At 46.1% G+C, this 21,060-nt stretch carries 12 protein-coding genes; 6 read left to right on the forward strand and 6 right to left on the reverse strand.

What is annotated here, in order from left to right; translation table 11 throughout:
• Positions 1 to 32: 32 nt before the first annotated feature.
• The 4 genes from NG792_RS09125 (at position 33) to NG792_RS09140 (ending at position 8,376) form a co-directional block, all read left to right on the forward strand.
• Positions 33 to 1,142: a DMT family transporter gene (locus NG792_RS09125; RefSeq protein ID WP_261200483.1), complete on the forward strand. Its 1,110-nt coding sequence runs from the start codon at positions 33 to 35 to the stop codon at positions 1,140 to 1,142.
• 170 nt (positions 1,143 to 1,312) lie between these two features.
• Positions 1,313 to 2,506 carry a HEAT repeat domain-containing protein gene (locus NG792_RS09130; protein WP_261235248.1) on the forward strand — a complete coding sequence of 398 codons (1,194 nt, stop codon included), beginning with the start codon at positions 1,313 to 1,315 and terminating at the stop codon, positions 2,504 to 2,506.
• A gap of 236 nt (positions 2,507 to 2,742) precedes the next feature.
• Complete coding sequence (locus NG792_RS09135; protein WP_261235250.1) at positions 2,743 to 3,669, forward strand: S66 peptidase family protein; 927 nt, start codon at positions 2,743 to 2,745, stop codon at positions 3,667 to 3,669.
• 258 nt (positions 3,670 to 3,927) lie between these two features.
• On the forward strand, positions 3,928 to 8,376 hold the full coding sequence (locus tag NG792_RS09140) for a DUF4347 domain-containing protein (protein ID WP_261235251.1): 4,449 nt from the start codon (positions 3,928 to 3,930) through the stop codon (positions 8,374 to 8,376).
• A 50-nt stretch (positions 8,377 to 8,426) separates the two neighbouring features.
• Here the strand turns inward: NG792_RS09140 and NG792_RS09145 are convergent, their stop codons facing one another.
• From NG792_RS09145 to NG792_RS09155, 3 genes are all read right to left on the reverse strand, one after another.
• Positions 8,427 to 8,717 (reverse strand): HigA family addiction module antitoxin, encoded by a 291-nt coding sequence (locus tag NG792_RS09145; RefSeq protein WP_261235252.1) that lies wholly within the window; start codon positions 8,715 to 8,717, stop codon positions 8,427 to 8,429.
• Between the two features lie 127 nt (positions 8,718 to 8,844).
• Complete coding sequence (locus NG792_RS09150; protein WP_261235253.1) at positions 8,845 to 9,585, reverse strand: PaeR7I family type II restriction endonuclease; 741 nt, start codon at positions 9,583 to 9,585, stop codon at positions 8,845 to 8,847.
• Positions 9,582 to 10,898 (reverse strand): class I SAM-dependent methyltransferase, encoded by a 1,317-nt coding sequence (locus NG792_RS09155; protein ID WP_261235254.1) that lies wholly within the window; start codon positions 10,896 to 10,898, stop codon positions 9,582 to 9,584. The genes NG792_RS09150 and NG792_RS09155 overlap by 4 nt, the downstream gene beginning before the upstream one ends.
• Positions 10,899 to 11,264: 366 nt before the next feature.
• Here NG792_RS09155 and hemE point away from each other — a divergent pair, with 366 nt between their 5' ends.
• Together hemE and NG792_RS09165 are read left to right on the forward strand one after the other, a co-directional pair.
• On the forward strand, positions 11,265 to 12,329 hold the full coding sequence (gene hemE, locus NG792_RS09160; RefSeq protein WP_261235255.1) for a uroporphyrinogen decarboxylase: 1,065 nt from the start codon (positions 11,265 to 11,267) through the stop codon (positions 12,327 to 12,329).
• A 327-nt stretch (positions 12,330 to 12,656) separates the two neighbouring features.
• Positions 12,657 to 13,706, forward strand: a complete 1,050-nt coding sequence (locus NG792_RS09165; RefSeq protein ID WP_261235256.1) for an NAD-dependent epimerase/dehydratase family protein — start codon at positions 12,657 to 12,659, stop codon at positions 13,704 to 13,706.
• Positions 13,707 to 13,788: 82 nt separating this feature from the next.
• On the opposite strand, the gene NG792_RS09170 is transcribed toward NG792_RS09165, so the two are convergent.
• The 3 genes from NG792_RS09170 to NG792_RS09180 form a co-directional block, all read right to left on the reverse strand.
• Positions 13,789 to 19,320 carry a trifunctional serine/threonine-protein kinase/ATP-binding protein/sensor histidine kinase gene (locus NG792_RS09170; protein ID WP_261235257.1) on the reverse strand — a complete coding sequence of 1,844 codons (5,532 nt, stop codon included), beginning with the start codon at positions 19,318 to 19,320 and terminating at the stop codon, positions 13,789 to 13,791.
• 219 nt (positions 19,321 to 19,539) lie between these two features.
• Positions 19,540 to 20,334 (reverse strand): radical SAM protein, encoded by a 795-nt coding sequence (locus NG792_RS09175; RefSeq protein ID WP_261200473.1) that lies wholly within the window; start codon positions 20,332 to 20,334, stop codon positions 19,540 to 19,542.
• 100 nt (positions 20,335 to 20,434) lie between these two features.
• On the reverse strand, positions 20,435 to 20,965 hold the full coding sequence (locus tag NG792_RS09180) for a DUF3122 domain-containing protein (protein WP_261200472.1): 531 nt from the start codon (positions 20,963 to 20,965) through the stop codon (positions 20,435 to 20,437).
• Between the last annotated feature and the right edge of the window lie 95 nt (positions 20,966 to 21,060).

The raw sequence follows: 21,060 nt of genomic DNA on the forward strand, positions 1-21,060 counted from the left end.
TGAGCAAGAACGGCATCCAAATATAAAGGCTTATGCAACTCAAATTAACAGAATCTAAATTCTCATTCACGCCCCTATTAATGATTGCCCCATTTTTCCTCTGGGGGACGGCAATGGTCGCCATGAAAGGAACCCTCACCAGTACCACACCCTTGTTTATGGCGGGGGTACGGTTAGTTCCAGCGGGGCTGTTGGTGTTGGCAGTAGGGGCGATCGCCGGACGTCCTCAACCCCGAGGATGGCAAGCATGGCTCTGGATTTCCCTCTTTGCCGCTGTGGATGGGTTCCTCTTCCAAGGGTTTCTCGCGGAAGGATTAGTCAAAACAGGTGCGGGTTTGGGTTCGGTAATGATTGACTCCCAACCCCTCGCGGTGGCCCTGTTGAGTGCATGGCTGTTTGGAGAAATCATTGGAGGATGGGGTTTTCTAGGGTTGGGACTGGGTATTCTAGGTATTAGTCTGATTGGTTTACCCGATGAATGGATTTGGGGCTGGTTTAACGGGTCCTTCACATTGCCTCCCCTGCAACTTTCCGGGTTATTTCAGAGTGGAGAATGGTTAATGCTGTTGGCGGCCCTATCAATGGCTGCGGGAACAGTTATGGTCCGATTTGTCTGTCGTTATGCGGATCCAGTTGTAGCTACAGGTTGGCACATGATTATTGGGGGTCTGCCCTTATGGATGCTGTCCGGATTCACGGAATCTGAGCAGTGGGTGCATTTAGACTTAAATGGGTGGATGGCATTGGCTTACTCTACCGTCTTTGGCTCAGCGATCGCCTATGGGTTATTTTTCTACTTTGCTTCCACGGGGAACCTCACCAGTCTGAGTTCCCTAACCTTTATGACCCCAGTGTTTGCCATCCTCTTCGGCAATCTATTTTTATCAGAAACCCTCTCTGCGTTACAGTGGAGTGGTGTCACCCTCACTCTGCTGAGCATCTACCTCATTAATCAGCGCGAACAACTCCCCGCCGGTGCGATCGCAACTTTGACCCAGAAACTCAAAACATCCCGTGCATCCACTCGCTACATCTCCAGTAGCGAACATCCCTCACCGGAACCGATCCCAGTTTTGAAAGGGTCGGAAGGTCACCCGGTTGAAATTCCCATTCAACTACGAGTTTCAGATTCCGAAGGTTAAGCTCTCCCAGGGTGACTGATTCTAGCGGAATCCCTCTAGCTGAAAATTGCGATCATTCCGGTGTGCTATGAAAGGGATTGTATTCTTAGCGCATCGCGTTGGGAACAGAAAGCAAGTTAGCTTAGTGTCATGCTTTCTTTGGATCAACTGGTTGGATCTGTACCCCTATTATGATCGCCTACCATCACGTTTTATTACTTATTACTACTTTAACCGGCCTGGGAATTTTTCCCGGTGGCGAAGGTGGGGGTTTGATTCATCAAATCCCCCCCACGGTTACATCCCAAACGCTCTTTCTGGGACAGATTCCACGGACTCCAGTCCCTGGGGATCAGCCCTCGCTTCGCGATCGCGCCCCAAATCAGACTGCTGCGCACCCCTCTAAAAGACTGTCCCTCAATCCCCAGTCCCCCATTAACGCAACCCAGAAACCCCTGGAACTGGCCCAGAATGACCCCGAACCCGCCCCCAAAAGTGAACGCCCTCCCAAAAAGCGTTTTGCTCGCAAAGACATCCTCTGGCTGTTAGTGCTGAGTTTCGGGACTCTTGCTTTTGCTGGAATCTTTGCGGGGGGTTTTTATTTGCTCACCCATTCCGGTGAACGAGTGGACGATGAAGAGGGGGAGGAAATACCCGACACCGCTGAAGGTTTCAAGGACCCACCGGATCAGTTTTCCGAAAAGGCTTCTCTACAACCCGAGTTGGAATCTGGGGTTTTAGAGAAGCGGGATCCAGTTAAAGAGGTCCCAGTGTCACCCCATCAAGGGAATGGCTACAACGAGAGGGCGATTGAGCCCTCCCCCAAACTCCCACCATCGTCACAGGTTCCCCCTCCTCCCCCTCCTCCGGAAGAAGGGTTAGTCCCGAGTGAACCTCCTCAGCTTGCCAAAATTGATGCGATCGAAACCTTAATCGAAGATTTGCAAAGTCGAGTCCCGACTCAACGACGCAAAGCGATTTGGGAACTCGGGCAAAAGGGTGACTCTCGGGCGATGCAACCCTTGGTTACTTTATTACTGGATTCCGATTCTCGCCAGCGCAGTTTAATCCTGGCATCCCTGGCAGAAATCGGAAATCGCACACTGCAACCCATGAATCGCGCTTTGGTTCTTTCCCTGCAAGATACGAATCCGGAAGTGCGTAAAAATGCCATCCGGGATTTAACTCGCATCTATGATTTAGTCTCCCAAACCAGTCAACTCCTGCGCCACGCTTCGGAAGATTCTGATCCCGAGGTTAGAGAAGCGGCACAGTGGGCTTTGTCCCAACTCAATCGCCTCCGTCCTGGTGCTAATTCTGAATCCCGTTCTTCTTTGCAAAACTGGTCGCCACCCACGGACACTTATCCAGAAGATATTCCCTAGTTTGGATGTGAATGGGAATCGGTTGTGGAAATCATAACTTGATTTGCCGGGGACTATCTGAGGGGTTAATTGTTGTGACTCTCCAGCCCAATTCTGGAACTAGGGAGGATTATAAAACAGGGGTGTTAATATTTTTAGGGTGTAAAATTTGGTAATTTTAGAGTTTAGGGCAACCTAAAAATTAAACAAATTAGGGGTAATCAATTATCCATAAATAAGGGGGTATAAAGCAGATAATGGCATCGCCAATCGCGGGGTTAAATTTGAATCGAGTTGTGCCACCGGCATTAAAACCGGGGGATTTGTTGCGGGCAGTTGCCCCTAGTGGGGGGCTGCGAGAGCAGTCGGCATTTGAAAAAGGGCTAGATATTTGGCGATCGCGCGGGTATCGGGTGGAACTGACTGCCGGTTACGACAACTCCTGGGGATATTTGGCAGGCACCGATCGCGATCGGCGTCAACAACTCGCCACCGCATGGCAGGACCCCGACTGTCGCGCCATCCTCTGTGTCCGAGGCGGCTATGGGGGGGCCAGAATTTTAGAAGATTGGACCTGGACCCCATTCGCGAACCCGCCCAAATGGTTAATCGGATTTTCTGACATTACCAGTTTGTTATGGAGTCTGAATAAAACCGGCATCGTCGGGGTGCATGGTCCCCTCCTCACCACGATCGCCAGCGAACCGGATTGGACCATCTCCCGATTATTTGATCTCGTCGAAGCCCGGGCAATCCCCCCTATCCAAGGCAATGGATGGGGAAATGGCACCGCCATTGGCTATTTACTCCCCGCGAATCTCACCGTTGCCACCCACTTACTCGGCACTCCCGCCCAACCTGTATTAGATGGAGCCATTTTAGCCTTTGAGGATGTGGGAGAAGCCCCCTATCGCATCGATCGGATGCTGACTCAATGGCGGATGATGGGTGCATTCGTTGGGGTCAAGGGAATTGCATTAGGCAGATTTAGTCAATGTGATACCTTAGCCAGTAAGTCCAGTTTTACCGTGAGCGAAGTTTTGCGCGATCGCCTGGTAGATTTAGACATTCCCATTGTTTCAGATTTACCCTTCGGACATGATGGAGAAAATGCCGCCTTACCCGTGGGAGTCCCGGTGGAGTTAGATGGGAATCAAGGGAGTTTAACTATTTTAGCGGGTTAACATTTGTGGTGGGAGGAACACCAACTGGACTGCAAAAAGCCGCTTGGTGTTGTTTAGGGGAGTTGGGAGAAGCTCGGCAGAAAAAATAGGGTTACTATCTATTAAGATGATAATCAGTTCAGGCGGGTGAGGTCCAGCATTGTTCAGGATGCGATGTTTGGCGGGGGAATGACCTGGTATTTGATATGTGGTCTCTCTTGAAGGGTCACGACCTGATATAGACGCGATTACCCTACTCTCATCCACGAACCATAAACTATGCCCTTTTTGCTCTCAGAATCCACCAGCCCCCTCTATCCCGTCTGGGAAAACACCTCCCCCAAGGAAATTCTGTTTGCTGACCCTACAGTGACTGGATATGAAACCCTCATCGCCAGTACCCCCGCTGAATTACAAGTCGTGGTGTTAGACCCCAACCGCGATGCGATCGCCCAAATTAGTGAGATTCTCTCCCAGCAACAACAACCCCTGGGGGGTCTCCATATTCTCTCCCACGCCCAATCCGGGATGTTACACCTGGGTAAGAGTGTTTTAACCGCCGCAACTCTCCCGCAAGCGGAAATTTCCCAATGGGCAAAATCCCTCACCCCCGATGCGGATATCTTACTCTACGGATGCAATCTCGCCGCTGACTTGGGAGGATTTGTCAATCGCCTCGCCACAGTCACTGGGGCTGATATTGCCGCCAGTGATAACCTGACAGGTAGTGCTGATTTAGGGGGAGACTGGGAACTGGAAGCGCATACAGGTCCGATTGAAGTACAAATCCCCTTTTCTGCGGAGGCGATCGGCGCTTACCAGGGTATCCTCGCCCCCGAAATCAGCCTTTCCAGCAGCAATCTCACCTATACCGAAAATGGGGGTTTTGCGGTTCTTGACTCCACCGCCACAGCTACTAACTTACCTAACTTCAACGGCAGCACTCTCCGGATTAACTTTACCTCGGGTGCCACGACCGATGATATTTTGATGATTAGAAATCAAGGTACCAATGCAGGGGAAATTCGTGCGGGGATTGATTCTCCAGGACTCAACTTCATCGCTTACAGTGGCATACCCTTTGCCACCTTCACTGGCGGCACTCAAGGCAATCCCCTTATTATTAATTTCATCCCCAATACTGCCACTAATGCCGCAGTTACTGCCTTGATGCGGAACATTAGTTATGGCAATATTTCTGACAATCCGTTACAGGGCGATCGCACCGTCCAATTTCAACTTACTGACGCCTTTCAATCCAGTAGTATCGCCAGTAAAACAATCAATTTCACCACGGCGAATGATGTCCCCATTATTGCCGTTCCCGGTGCATCTTTCCCCCTTTACAATGGCGCGGGGACCCCAAATACTCAAGGTTTTGAGTACCGCACCTTACCCTATCTTCCTCTCGCCACCGTCCAAAGCGGGGCCAATCTAAACACCAGCGCAACTGTTCCGAATAGTGTTTCCGATTACGCGGGTTATATTGCCCGACCTGACCGGATCCCCCTGCTAGATAGAAATAGCGGCTACACCATCAACTTTACGGCCCAAATTCTGGCGGAAACCCATAATACTGCCAGCGCCTACAAAAATAACGATGACAAGGCCGATCGCGCCGGTTTTAGCCTAATCGCCATCAGCAGCGATGTAAAAAAAGGTATAGAAATCGGGTTTTGGGAAAATCAAATTTGGGTCCAAGAAGAGGGTGCTGCCGAACCTACCCCTAGTAACAATACGAATACTCTATTTACCCACACGCTTAACCAAAACGAAAGTGTCACTTTTAACACCAAAGTTGAGGTTAACTATCAGTTAAAGGTTTTGGACAATACCTACCAACTCCTCGCCAATGGCAACCCGGTCCCGGTAATTAGTGGCAATCTGCGGGATTACAGTAACGCTAGTCTCCCAAGTTTTCTACCGGCAAATCCCTACACCACACCCAATTTTATCTTTTTTGGGGACAATACTCCTAGTGCCAGCGCTAACTTTGATTTATCCGCTGTTTCTGTAACAACAGGCAGCAGTTTACCCCCTTTATCCGTGGATGAAGATACGTCATTGGTAATTCCAGGAATTAGCGTCGCCGATGCAGATGCGGGAACTAATCCGATTACCGTCACCCTAACAGCTAGTTATGGCACTCTAACGGTCAATTCGGGAGTTGCTGGGGGTGTCACCGGGGGAAATATCACCGCCAATGGCACAAATAACGTGACCCTCACTGGGACAGTCAGCCAAATTAATAAAGTTCTAGCTGATGCAGCGGGTCTGCTTTATAAAGGTTTAACGGATTTTAATGGCAGTGATACTCTCACAGTTATTACCCATGATGGCGGCAACAGCGGTAGTGGTGGGTTCACTGATACGAAAACCGTGAATATTACTGTAAATTCCGTTAATGATGCCCCCGTTTTGACCCTGCCGACTAACCAAGTCGTTAATCAAAGCGTAAATTTAGCGATTCCAGGTATTAGCGTCGCTGATGTGGATGCGGGGACGCAACCTCTACAAGTGACATTATCTGCTAACAATGGTTTTCTCACTTTTACAAATTCCACCAACCTCACTTTCATCAATGGGGATGGGAGTGGGGATGGGGCGATGAGTTTTACCGGGACTCTATCTGATATTAACAGTGCTTTGAATACCCTGATTTATCAAAGTGGTGCAAATTACTCCGGCGCCGATACAATTAATATTGTGGTGAATGATTTGGGGAATACGGGTGCAGTTGGCCCCCTAGAGGTTTCGGGGAATATCCCAATTACTGTCAACCCGAAAGGGGTACTCACCCTGGGCGAACATTCCGTCAGCCGAATATTAGACCAGTTTCCTCCTGCCTCTACATCCGTCCCTAATGACACGGTTTTGTATCGATTCCGTCTGAGTGCCGTTCATGAGCCGATTATCACCAATCATCTGACTTTTTCAGTCACTCCTAGTGGGATTGGGAATACCAATATTAGCAATTTGCAGCTAATTTCCGATATTAATAATAACGGCATTTATGATACGGGAGATTTGTCGGCGGGAACGATGGAAATTCCGCTAGATATTACCGATGGCATTACGGTTAGTACCTTTACTGTGCCGGTAGGAGATCATAATTATTTACTGGTGGGGGGAGTGAACAGGTTAACAGAGGATTCCAGTCTCTCACTCGTTCTTAACAGTAGCAATATTATAGCGGCTAATGCAAACTCTATCTCTATTTCTGCTAATGGTACGGTGACCCCGGCAGAGCATATTGTTGAGGCGATCGTTACAGAAGATATTCCACCTGTAGAGAATTCGGGAAATATTCCACCTGTGGATAATTCAGGAAATATTCCACCTCTGGATAATTCAGGAAATATTCCACCTGTAGATAATTCGGGGAATATTCCACCTGTAGAGAATTCGGGAAATATTCCACCTGTAGAGAATTCGGGAGATATTCCACCTGTGGATAATTCGGGAAGTATTCCACCTGTAGATAATTCGGGAAATATTCCACCTGTGGATAATTCGGGAAATATTCCAACTGTCATGCTTGGGGGAGGAGAAAGTAACGGATCACTGCCTTTGGAAACGGACACTGTTGGGGAAGATGGGACACCTTGCGGCGAGATGAATCTTCCCGAGTCACCGCACTTCTTGACAGTGGGGGGATATAACCAAACAGAGACGACGGTGATAGGTAGTGAAGATGGGGATCGGTTACTGGGGGGTAATGGGAATGATGCGGTGTTTGGTAGCGCTGGTGATGATGAATTGTATGGCGAAGAGGGGTCGGATAATCTGTACGGAGGGGATGGCAATGATCCGATACGCGGCGGGATAGGAAGAGAAGAGGAAAATACCCCGGGAGATGCCGATCGCCTAGAGGGTGGCACAGGCATTGACGAACTCCACGGCAACCAAGGGAACGATACCATCTTTGCCGGTGAAGGGGATGATAGTGTATATGGTGGCAAAGATGAGGATTTAATCTGGGGCGATCGCGGCAGTGATCTCCTCTACGGAAATAAAAGCAGTGATACTATCTTTGGCGGTAGCTGGACGGAATCCGCATTACCAACCGATGAGGGAGATATTCTCTATGGCAATGAAGGGGATGACTACCTCAGCGGCAATGAAGGCAATGATACCATCTATAGCGGTCAGGGTAATGATATCGCTTGGGGTGGAGCAGATCAGGATCTCATGTATGGCGATCGCGGCAGTGATACCATCATCGGCAATGCAGGCAATGATATCGTCTATGGCGGTCCCTCTGACCCCGCCCTTGCGGATCAAGATGGAGACGACACCATCAGTGGCGGATCGGGAAATGACTTCATCAATGGCAACCAGGGTGATGAGATAATCTCTAGCGGAGATGGCGACGACACCCTCCACGGTGGAAAGGGGAATGATTTTCTAGCAGGAAATAGCGGCAACGATCTCCTGATCGGCGATCAGGGTGATGATATCCTCTGTGGTGGGGATGGAGATGACACACTAATCGGAAGTAGCGGCAGCGATCGCTTTATACTTGGGAATGGACAAGGGACTAAGGCGATCGCTGACTTTGAATCGGGCATCGATCAACTCACTTTAGCCCCTCATTTAACCTGGGGTCAACTCTCCATCCAGTCCCAAGGGGGAGTCACCACCATCAGCAGTGGCGGTAAAGTGCTTGCCATCGTCCAAGGTGTTACCCACCTCACCGCCCAAGATTTTGGGCTAACTGGAGTGTAGCGCCTCAGTAGAGTAGGCGATCGCACAGACAAGAAATCCGGTTTCTACAGCTAATCCGCGATCGCCTGCGGTTGTGATCGGGCTAAATACTCTCGATAATGGCGATCGCGATTCTTCCAAAAGTTAGCGGGTATGCCTAAAAATTGCTCTAACTGGAGGGCAATTTCTGGGGTAATGGGACTGTTGCCGCTGATTAGAGAGGCGATCGTCACTTCAGAAATTCCCATTTTTGCCGCTAATTCTTCGACTAGAATCTCGCGTTCCTGCAACCTCTCCAGCAAAGTTTCCCCTGGAGGCGACACGAAGTTAGGTTGATATTGATTGACTATGGGTTGGGTCATGGTTCTGAAAATTATCGAGTCTTCCGTGAATGATTTTGGTTCAATTTTGGCTTTGACGCTTTTCTAGGAGAGGGCGATCGGCACACTTTTTTTTGAGTTTGCTGGTTCTCAAAATACTATCCATTCCTTAATTATTTTTTAACCTGACATACGCTTCCAGATGAGCGGCAAAGGTGATAAAAAATACTTGGCTTCTCAAAATTTCCCGAGGTTCAGAATAATGGATATCATCTATATTTTGGGGCTTTTTCGAGAGAATTAAGCAGGCAGAAGTATAGTATCTTTCCCGCACTAATTTAGTTAATAAAATTTCATATCTCTTGGCATAAGAAGCATTAATAAAATCAGGAGATACCTTAAAATGAGGTTGCTTTGCTGTCACAGGTACTTGGGTTTTGTCACAATCTTCTAAAATAAACAAGTATCCGAGCCACGGCTGCTGTTGCTCTCCAAAAACTCCTTCGCGATATGCGATCCATAAATCTTTAGCAGTCCCGATCGCTTCCTCAGCACGATTATTAAAATTATTACCAAAGGAAGGACCTACCTGGGATTTGAATTCCACAGCCGCCACCAATGTTCCCTGATCAACGATTAACAAGTCCCATTTTTTTTCAGGACGAAAATAACCAGGAAGTTCTAATCGGCTTGTCCAAAAAATAGAGCTTCTAGGAATGCCAGCATCTAACGCTATTTGTGTAGCCAGCCTTTCAAAGGCAGCCATTTGCTTGCCACCCGTAACGGCACTTCGCGCTCCATAGTCTTGTTTAATGGACATTTTTTGCTTTTTCAGTTGTTCGTCCCTTGTTAACCAAAAATGAGAAACGGCTTCTCGAATCTTTTCGTCCAAGTTGTTGATTTTAATCATTTTTCTAGCAAAACCACATCTTCATAATACACTTTATTCGGCTTATATTGATTAGATTTACTATTAATAGATGCTAAATGACCTCGAACAGGTTCTCTTTTGATAACTTGGCTATAGCTTCCTAAGTTTTGAATCATTTCGACGTAAATCTCACTTAACGGAATTTCATGCTCTTTAAAATAAGACGATTGAACAACTATCATCGCTTTACATTTGGGTTTTAATACCCGAATGATTTCTTGCAACGATTTTTCTACATCTTGAAAATATTGAGTTTGTGTATGAAAATAATAAGAAGCAGAGGCTTTGCTAGGATGATTTAAAATGTTTTCGAGTAACCGGCCACAAAATTTTCCCCAAATTGGATTAATTTGGATAGTTTTATCGACGATTACCGGAGTTCCCATCATTTTTTCTCTGAGTTGTCGCAAATAAGTGGTGTCTCGGAGAATCAGCAGTTCGGGTTTGGTTGAAATGGCATAATCGATGCGAGTCAAATAAGGGGGAGAAGTGATAATTCCATCAATAGAATTATCTGATAGGGCAATTTCCCGAGAATCCATTGTTATTGGCAAATGGAAAACCTGGGATTGATTTTTATTCTGATAGGTTTCTAAGTCTGCTACCATACCTTGAATGGTTGTCCTGAATTTATCCCGAATTTGTTCTAAACCATAGTCCGAGTAGAGTTGAGAACTGTTTGCCTTAAACCAAGTGGGATTTGAGGATTTCTGCCATCCCATCAATTGCCGGGTGATGATAAATAATGCGGCATGAAAAAAAGATTGAAACGGATTGCTCGTCGGGTGGTTCGAGATTGGGATGAATTGCACCAAGGTACTGGATAGGGGATAATCTGGATATTGACTGGCTTCGATACTGAGATGCAGCAGGCGAATCCCTTGGCATACACTAGCAGGCATTAACTCTAGTAAAGGGTCTTCAGTTAAGGGATTGCCTTCAGATATCATCTGGCTATAGGTTTGACAAATCTCATGAGATAACTGATACAGGATGGGTTTTTGACTGAGGAGATAACGACTCTTGGCTGCTGAAAAGATATTCATAACGGGATTAATGTCTAATCCTAGAGAAGATATCCCAAAATTGCTGGCGACAACACCAGTGGTGCCACTCCCATTCCAAGGGTCGAGGAGGAGGTGATCCGAATTGAGATTTAAGTAGTCAATGGCAGAGGCGACAAATTTTTCACTGTAACCGGCATAATAGGAATGCCACCCATAAATACCAGAGCGTTCCTTTTTTCCCCGTTTGGCACTTTCTAAGGTTTTGAATAATTGTAATTGCATCATAATTTAAAGATTGCACATACAAATTTGAATCATCTATTGTCCATAAATCAACCTTAAACGGTTAATCTTCAGGAGCTTCGTGAGGGCCTCAGAATCATTTTACTCGGAATCTTTCCCGGTTTACGTCTGAGGATTCAGTTAGGATTTGGAATATTGCAAATCTGCAATAGATTGAGGGGGAAGGGGAGAAACTATTACAAAATATTAAGAATAGTCTAAAATTTAACAGAATATGGTATAGAGTTACCCCAAACGGAAAAATTTCTATTGGCCCTATCCGGAAGTCCCTGCAAAAAAACAAAAATAATTGACGCAGAATGGTAAGCTGAACAATGGCATTTAAGTAAAATTTAAGGTGAAGTTTAAATGGCTGGTTCTAGCCCAGTTCCTTATCTACTAAGAGCAGCGCGTGGGGAAAAATTAGAGCGTCCCCCCGTTTGGATGATGCGCCAAGCGGGGCGCTATATGAAGGTTTATCGAGATCTGCGCGATAAATACCCCTCGTTTCGGGAACGTTCGGAAAATCCGGAGATTGCGATCGAAATCTCTCTGCAACCCTGGCGGGCGTTTCAACCGGATGGGGTGATTCTGTTCTCGGATATCCTGACTCCCTTGCCGGGAATTGGCATTCCTTTCGACATTATCGAAAGTCGGGGCCCAATTATTGACCCGCCGATTCGCTCTCAGGAGCAAATTGATAAGCTGTATCCCCTGGAACCGGATGAGACGATGCCGTTTATTCGTCCGATTCTGGAGACATTGCGGAAGGAAGTGGGGACGGCATCCACCGTGTTGGGGTTTGTGGGCGCGCCCTGGACTCTGGCGGCTTATGCGATCGAGGGTAAGTCTTCTAAGGACTATACCGTGATTAAGGGGATGGCCTTTAGAGAACCGGCGATGTTGCATTCGTTTTTGGCGAAAATTGCTGATGCGATCGCCCGTTATGCCTGCTACCAAATCGATTGCGGTGCTCAGGTGATCCAAATGTTTGACTCCTGGGCGGGTCAACTGAGTCCCCAAGATTACGAAACCTTTGCCATGCCTTATCAAAAACGGGTAGTGGATCAGGTGAAGGCAGCACACCCGGAAACCCCGATGATTCTGTACATTAATGGCAGTTCGGGGATTCTGGAACGCATGGCGATGTCGGGCATCGATATCGTGAGCGTAGATTGGACGGTGGATATGAAGGAGGCGCGGCAGCGACTTGGGGCAAATATTGGTGTGCAAGGGAATATTGACCCCTGTGCCTTATTTGGGTCTCATGATTTCATCCGCGATCGCATCCTCGATACAATTCGCAAAGCTGGAAACCAAGGTCATATCTTGAATCTGGGTCATGGTGTTTTACAAGGCACCCCCGAGGAAAATGTGGCGTTCTTCTTTGAAACGGCAAAGCAGGCGGATAAATTATTAGCGGTTCATAGCTAGTAACGGTTAGGGCGATCGCCTCTAGGACCCCGGTATCATCAAGGAACGATCAACCGGGGTTCTTCACCTCATCTGTAGCACTTAGCCACAAATTAGGGCAAGAACCCGGGTTCTTGCCCGATCAATTGAATCTTGTACCGACTCCCACGGGATTCATCAGAGGCGATCGCTCAGGGATGACCCCCTCCCAACAAACCCTTTTTCACAGGTGGGCTCAAACCCCCCGAGGGACTATCCTTTTTGACAAAAACCCGTCTAAACTCTAAAATCTAAAATCTACGTTCGACAATCTAACGCTCCCACACCACCCTAGCCGTCATATCTCCCGTGTATTCAAATTACTATCGACCCAAAAAGCGTATTTTCATAACCGGCGCGAGTGGCTGTATTGGTCACTACCTGACCGAGGCTCTAATTCAAGAAACTGACCATGAACTGTTTTTGTTAGTCAGAAACCCGGACAAACTACGGCTTGATTTAGAAGCTCGACCCGGTATTTCTATCGTGCAGGCGGATATGCGCCAGATTGATAAGTATGGGGATCTTCTCAAAACAATGGATATGGCGATTTTAGTCGCCACTGCCTGGGGAGGAGCACAGGAAGTTTTTGATGTGAATGTCCACAAAACCCTGCGATTGTTAGAGCTTTTAGACCCCGAGGTTTGTGAGCAGGTACTCTATTTTTCCACCGCCAGTATTCTGGATAGAAATAACGAATTACTCAAAGAATCGGGACAAATGGGAACGGAATACATCCGTTCTAAATTTGACTGTTTGCGCCGCTTCACGCGCTTGCCGATCGCCTCACGCATTACCACCTTATATCCAACCCTAGTCTTTGGGGGAGATGAGGAAAAACCCTACTCCCACGTGGCGGCAGGAATGCCCGAGATTCTTAAACATATTAATCTGATTCGCTTCTTTAAAGCCGAAGGCAGTTTTCACTTTATTCATGCTCGCGATATTGCCAAAGTCGTGCTTCATCTGGTAGACAATCCCCCCGAACTCGCTGGACCATTTGTATTAGGAAATCCAGCGGTCACCGTTGACCATGCTATAGAAGAAATCTGCGCAACCCTGAATAAAAATATTATTTTCCGCCTTCCCCTAACTGGGTTTCTCATCGATCTATTTATCAAAATTTTTCGGATTCAGATGTCATCTTGGGACCAATTTTGTCTGACTTATCGCCACTTTACCTATAAAGACCCGGTGACTCCCGCTACCTTTGGCATGACGACAGACTATGGGACCCTGCGAGATTTGGTCAAGACTTATAACAGGGTGAAGTTGCAAAGGATTGAAGAAATCGCGCAGTTACCAGAGGACCTTTCTCCTGAAAATGAAGGAAATTTTGATGAGAGACCCCGTTATTAATTTGAGAATTTAGCAACAATCTTGTTAAGAAACCCGCTTGAGCTTTCCTTGTCCCACTACTCCATTTGCCACCCTTGATCCATCACGAGTCTACCCGACGATCTAGGGGTTGCTTAATTGGAATTTCCAGGGTAAATTCTGCGCCGTCGGGGGGTTCAGAACTACAGTGAATTTGACCGCCATGTTTTTCTACAATAATTTGATAGCAAATGGCTAACCCTAACCCCGTACCACTCCCCACGGGTTTCGTGGTAAAAAAGGGGTCAAACAAGCGTTTTTGGACGGATTTGGGAATACCCGATCCATTATCGGTAATCCGAATTGAGACCGAATTCAGGCCGACTTGTGTCGTATCAATCTGAATCGTTGGGGACCGGCGAGAACTGGGTTTAGAGTTTACCGATACTTTAGATAATCCAGCCTCAATATCATCTTTTCGATAGCATTCTAAGGCATCAACCGCATTCGCTAATAGATTCATCAATACTTGATTAAGCTGTCCTGGAAAACATTCAACTGGGGGGAGTTCCCCATAGTTTTTGATGATTTCAATGGCACAATGTCCTGGATTTCCTTTGAGGCGATGCTGTAAAATGAGCAGGGTACTCTCAATCCCTTCATGAATATCGACTTGTTTCATTTCGCTTTCATCCAGGCGGGAAAAATTCCGCAAGGAGAGGACAATGGAGCGAATCCGTTCAGCACCAATTTTCATGGAAGAGAGCAGTTTAGGCAAATCGCTCAAAATAAAATCCAGTTCGATCGCCTCGATTTCTTCTTGAATATCCTGGGGAGTTTCCGGTGCGTGTTCTTGATAGAGTTCGATTAAGTGGAGCAAATCTTGGATATATTCCCCGACATGGGTAATGTTTCCATAGACAAAATTAACGGGATTGTTAATTTCGTGAGCAATTCCGGCAATCATTTGACCGAGACTCGACATTTTTTCAGTTTGAATCAGTTGAGTCTGGGTCTGTTTTAGTTCCTGCATCGCGTGTTTTAAGCGCTGATTTTTATCTTTGAGCTGTTGGGTGCGCGCTTGCACTCTTAGTTCTAGGGTTTGGTTGGCTTCTTCTAATTGCTCATTGGCGCGTTTTAATTCTTCGCTGGCGGCGGTTAAATTCGCATAAAGCAGGGAATTTTCTAGGGAAATAGCTAGTTGCGAAGAGAGAACGGTTAAAAACTCCAGGCGTTCGGGGGTAAAGGCGCTTTTGGCACTATTATTTTCTAAATAAAGTAGCCCGATTGGTTGTCCGCGATCGAGGATGGGAGTACATAAAATAGATTTAGGCTGATGTTTAAGAATATAGGGGTCGGTGCTAAAGGTGAGTTCATAGCGTGCATCATTTAAAACGAGACTTTGTTTGGTGCGGATTACATAATTAATAGCAGATAAAGGGAGGATTAAATCCTGGGTGAGTGGGGTATAGTCGTGGAGGATGACTTCGGAAGTTTCTACGGAAGCGGTGGCTTTTAATCCGAGTTTGCCCTGGTGTTTTAAGATGAGAAAAGCGGTTTGAGCACCGGCATTTTCTAGGAGAATAGTCATCAAGGTTTCAATGAGCTTGGACAACACAATTTCTGAGGCGATCGCCTGGGATGCTTTGAGGGCGCTGGCTAAATCTAAGCCACGATTATGAGCACTGGTACTGGTCGTGGTGGAGGTACTGGTAATCTGACCAAAATTAGCATATTCATCTAGGGGAGTCGATTGCAACATCCCCATTGGATATTTTGCTTCTAGGGCTTTGAGTTTAGCCGTTGCACCCCAACGTCCATAACTATAATGGGCTTTTTTCAAATAGGTTTGGGCGATTTCATCGCGCCCGAGGTGAGAATAAAACAGGGCGGCGCGTTCGTAGGCGATGGCTTCTTCCTGAAGATATCGATATTTTTTAGCCCCTTGAATGGCGCGGTCATAATATTCCATTGCCAGTAGAGTTTGCCCTTTCACCCGTGCTTTTTCTGCCTCTACTAGGTCATATTTATGCCGGAAATTCGTGGGAGAAAATTCGGCCCACTGTTTCATCTGTTTTTGGTGTTCGGTGACTTTTCGGAGTGTGGTTTGTCTGGCTCGTTTATCGAGGCGATCGCAATCGGCCAACAAAGACAAAGAATAATAAAAATTATGTTCAGACCAATAGGGTAAAGCGGCCCCTTGTTTTCCATATTTTTCTGCTAATTGTCCTGAGTGAACCGCTTGGGAATAGTTTTGGAATACATAACATAAAAATGTTTTACAAAAAGATGCCCCAAACAGTAACATCATTTGATTTTGCTCAATCCAACGCCCTAGGGTTTCTCTTTCATTGAAGCTGGTCCCCACTAACTCCCAGGGTTCCGGTGATTCTCCCTGCAAATTGAGGACCATTTGTCGCCAGATTTGAATATAAGAAATATGAAATTCCAGTTTAAGCTTTTGCATTTGATCCAGATACTGTTGTTGTTTCTGGTTAATTAGCTCTAAGGACTCCCCAATAAAAAACATAAAATTGACTTGATGAAGGGCGCTATAGAAGCCATATTCTATATCTCCCGTATCTAAACCTGTTTGGATATTATCCTCTAGGGGCTGAAGCGATAAAATGGCGGGAAATTTGTATTTTTTAATAAAAACATTGTAAAGTACATTGACTTTGGCTTTTAATTCTGGAGCATTAAATTGATTGAGAACCCTCACGGATAATTGCCCAAATTGATGGGCGGATTCAATTTTTAAATGCATCCCGCATAACAACATGGCATAAATGCCATAAGCATAAGCGGCGAGGGGGGAGTTTCCCCATTCAATTGAGAGTTTAACCATCGTAAAAACCACTGATGGTAATAAAGCCGGACTGATGAGATGAGCCGCAGGGGTCATGGTCATCAGTACCCTCATTGCCGCGATTTTATGCGGCTCAGTCATCACTGGCAAGTTGGATAAGGCTTCAATTTGATGACTATCTTGGGGGAGTTCTTGGAAGAGTTGATTAGCATAAGAGCGAATCGCTTTATCTTGAGTGGGTAGGGGTACTCCCAGCAGGCTTAAAACTTGGAGGCCAGTTTTTAAAGCTACTTTTGGCTGATTTTTAGCAATATTAATTTGAATATTTAATTCATAAAGTTTGACTTTATCTAATAAAGTTTGAGTTTGTTCAAAAGCTGCCTCATAAAGTTGATCAGCTCTATTAAAATGTCCTTGTAAATATTCCGTTTCTATAGCAGCGATCGACAAGTTTAGGGTGAGTTCATACTCCTCCTGCCAACCGAGTTCACCCAGTCGTTGTAGGCCAAAATTAAAATATCGGAGAGCCTGTTCATAAGCGGTTGCCGCTTTTGCTTTTTGACCTGTGGTTAGATTGAGTTTGGCTAAGTTGCAGAGTTCCTGACGATCTCGGATCAGTTCATAACCCAAGTTGAGATGTTCGACGATATCGAATATCTTATTTTCTAAGTCCAACCCCTGAACATTTTGCAACAGCAACCGTCCAATTTTTAAATGAACAATTTTCTTTTGTTCTTCAGGAATCAGGGAATAAGCCGCTTGTTGGACGCGATCGTGAATAAATTTGTAGGAAGTTTCTACTGCTTCCACATCTAGTAATACCGAAGTCTCTACATTTTGGACAATTTCTGGAATGATTTCCGGTTCACTCAGGGGAACAATTAACCCTTCCTGGAGCGTGGGATATAATTGGTGAATCGTGTCAGATGTTTTACCTTCACTAACCCAGGTGAGGAGGTTTAAATCAAAGCGGTTACCAATACAGGCGGCTAAGTTTAAAAGCGCTTGGGTCGGTTCTGGTAGCTTCTGAATTTGAGTGAGGGTGAGTTCGATGACATCATCGGTAATTTCTGTCCCTTGGAGGCGGTTAATCTCCCACTGCCACTCGCCCTGTTCAAAATCAAAAGTTAATAAATTATCCTGGGCTAAAGACTGGAGTAATTGAATAGAAAAGAAAGGATTTCCATCGGTTTTATTGTAAATAAATTGAGCCAGCGGTGCGATGCGATCGCCCTCCACGTTCAGGGTATCGCTGAGGAACTCCTGGATATCCTGAAGCTCCAATCCTCTCAAGGGGATAGCATTTACCACAGCACCCTGGTTTTGCATTTGATTCAAGGTAGAAATTAATCCATGAGTGGTATCTACTTCATTGGAACGATAAGTTCCCACCAAAAGTAGATATTTGCTGTCGGGTTCAGTCATCAGCAGATGAATTAATTTTAATGAAGCAGAATCCGCCCATTGCAAATCATCTAAAACCAAAACTAGGGGATGTTTCGCTTGGGTAAAAACTTCCACAAATGCTTTAAAAGTCCGATGAAATCGTGCTTGCGATTCCGTGGGAGATAGGTCAGAAATAGCCGGTTGTTCACCGAGGACGAGTTCAATTTCCGGAATCACATCGGCAATAATTTTGCCATTTGTGCTTAACGCTTTTTCGAGGGTTTGGGTAAACTCTTCTAGGATATCTTGCGGTTCCGTTAAGCGTTGGCGAATTAATTCTTGAAACGCACTCAGTAGCGCCCGGTATGGAATATTTTGTTTGTAGCGATCGAACTTACCGGAGATAAAATATCCGTTATGTTGTCGGATCCAAGGCTGAAGTTGCTGCACTAAAGCTGATTTACCGATGCCCGAATGTCCAGCAATTAAGAGGGTTTCCCGAGGACCTTGACTGATGCGGGTGAAGGTAGATTGGAGAATCGCCAATTCGCGATCGCGCCCGTAAATTTTGCGGGGACTGGCAATTTTTCCAGTGCGATCGCTTTGGGCAATCCGAAACAAATCAATGCTACCTTGGGTTTGCAATTGGTGCAAACACATTTCCAAATCAACCTTCACCCCCCAGGCACTTTGATAGCGGTCCTCGGGGGTTTTGGCGATTAATTTCATCACGATTTCCGAGAGAACCGCCGGAATCTCCGAGTTACAAACATCCGGAGGAATGGGCTTTTTAGCAATATGTTGATGAACCCATTCTAACGGAGTTTTCGCTTGAAAGGGTAGCTGTCCCGTCAGTAGTTCATAAAAAGTAATCCCTAACGAATATAAATCCGTGCGATAGTCGATCGCCCGATTCATTCTCCCAGTTTGTTCTGGGGACATATAAGCTAGAGTCCCTTCAATCCCATCGACAGAAATCATCCCTTGAGTTTCTTTCGCCCCAGAAATCGCAATACTAAAATCGGCAATTTTGACCTCTTTAGTATCCGGATTGATAATAATATTATGGGGTTTGATATCTTTATGAACAATCTGGTGGTGGTGAATTTGGGCTAAAGTGGTGGCGAGTTGAATCCCTATCTGTAAAAATTCCGGTAGGTTAATCGGCTGGTTTTCCCGATAGATTTTGAGTGAATAACCCCCAAAATCCTCTACCACTAATGCCAGACCATTTTGATATGTTTCTAAACTGTAAGGTTTGACAATGCCTGAAATATTCACCGCCCTCATTATGTCATATTCATGCTTAAATCGGGCAATATCTTGAGCTTGAGGAAATTCTGCTTTAATGATTTTAATAATAACGGGTTGTTGCGTCCGTTGACAATAGGCGCGGTAAATGACCGTTCTTAGGCCGGATTGAATTTCCTGGATTTGAGAATACCCTGGAATCAGGCTCATAAATTCAGTGATATCAATGGATGATTGACTTTAGGGTATCATTGAATTGTCTACAAGGGAGAAATTCCGTCAATTCAGTTTCCCTTGAAGGCAATGAATTCAAGGGAAAACATGAACCGTTATTTCAGGGAATTCAGGGAGGTATTGACCGATCGCCCTCATCGAGGAATCCTGAAATGATAACCCTGTTCTGGATGGTCCGGCGATCGCCCATCGAAATTACACCGGAGCACATCGTACAGCAATTCCCGTTGCCTCACCAATCTCCCTAGCAAAGTCCTGTAAAACCTCGGGATTAAGACATTGCAAAATCTGCACCGGATAGGGTCGAGTTTCCTGGGGGTGATGATTTCCCCGTCCATCTAATTGCCGGTTTAGGGGTTTGGGACGGGTGGGAGTATTCAGTTGAATTTCATCCACCCCCAGCGATCGCATCGCCCTCATGTATTCCGCTTTCGTTTGAGCATCCCACGGGGACAACAGCATAGTTTGAATGCCAATTTCTCCCGGATAATCCTGACAAAACTGCTCAATTCCTGTCCAAATATCCGCCAAATTGACCCCATCAATCGGGCGATTTACCCCTTGAAATCTCCGTTCCGATAGGGCATCGATTTTAATGGAAACTCGGTCTGCACTCGCCAAGGCATTCCGGACTTCCGGATCCCCCAATGTTGTCCCATTCGTTAGCACTAATGTGGGCCGATGGGTGCAGTCAGCTATTCCTTGCAAAATTTCCTTTAAATTCAAAGCTAACGTGGGTTCTCCACTGCCACTGAGGGTAATTACATCCACATCCCAAGGTGCAAATGCTTCAAGTTCATTGAGGATTTGTTCCGTGGGAATATAAATGGCCCGATCGCCAGTTTTATGTTCAATTTCTCCCAGTTGGCAGTAAACACAATTAAAGGAACAAGTAGAAATACTGCCAATGGGGTCAATTCCCAGCGATCGGCCATACCGCCAAGAGGAGACGGGTCCATAAACCGATGAAAAAGTTTGAGTTGCGTTCATTTTAGTTAACAAAGCAGTCCAAAACTGAAGAGTGGAAAGAGGATAGAAGAAGTACCTATTGAGAACGGGCCTTACCCAGTCTCCTTCAACCGCGATCGCCTCAGTTTAAGGTTGAATTTTGGGCTAGGATTTGCCATTCCAGGATGATAGAAGGTGGGATCTGCAATGCGATCGTGCGATTGTCTGCGATCGGTAAAAGGAGTACGGTTCGCTGATTCATTGGCAGTTTCAACAGCACTGATTTAAAATCGTACTGCCCCACATTGGGGGCGGGAGACTGGTCCGCAAACTCATCTTCTGCCGTAAAAATTTCCCCAGTCTCTATTTTAATCTGAAGCGCTTTGGGATGGGAAAACTCCATTACTCCTGGAAATCCCACTAATCTCAGATTCACCCCAGTCACCGATGCGTTTTTAACTTGTTTAAAGAGTACCACTTGCCAAGAATACCCGGCCTGGTCCCGTAAACTATGTTGAGATTGATACAAAAAGTGACCTGGCGCTTCCTCGATTTGACGGATTTCTGCCCAAGCCGGTTGTGCGATTAAGTGACTTTCTCCTACAATCAGGAATGCTGCAAGACAAAGGAGAAGCAGCAGTTTAGAAAGAATGAATTTGATGCGAGGCGGCATACATATTATGTTGCTTTGAGGGTAATCCTTCTATCGTACTGGCGATAGGGACCCTACCTAGATATCGACACTACAAACAGGGGAAACGACAGCAA

The organism is Laspinema olomoucense D3b, assembly GCF_025370785.1.
GTDB lineage: Bacteria > Cyanobacteriota > Cyanobacteriia > Cyanobacteriales > Laspinemataceae > Laspinema > Laspinema olomoucense.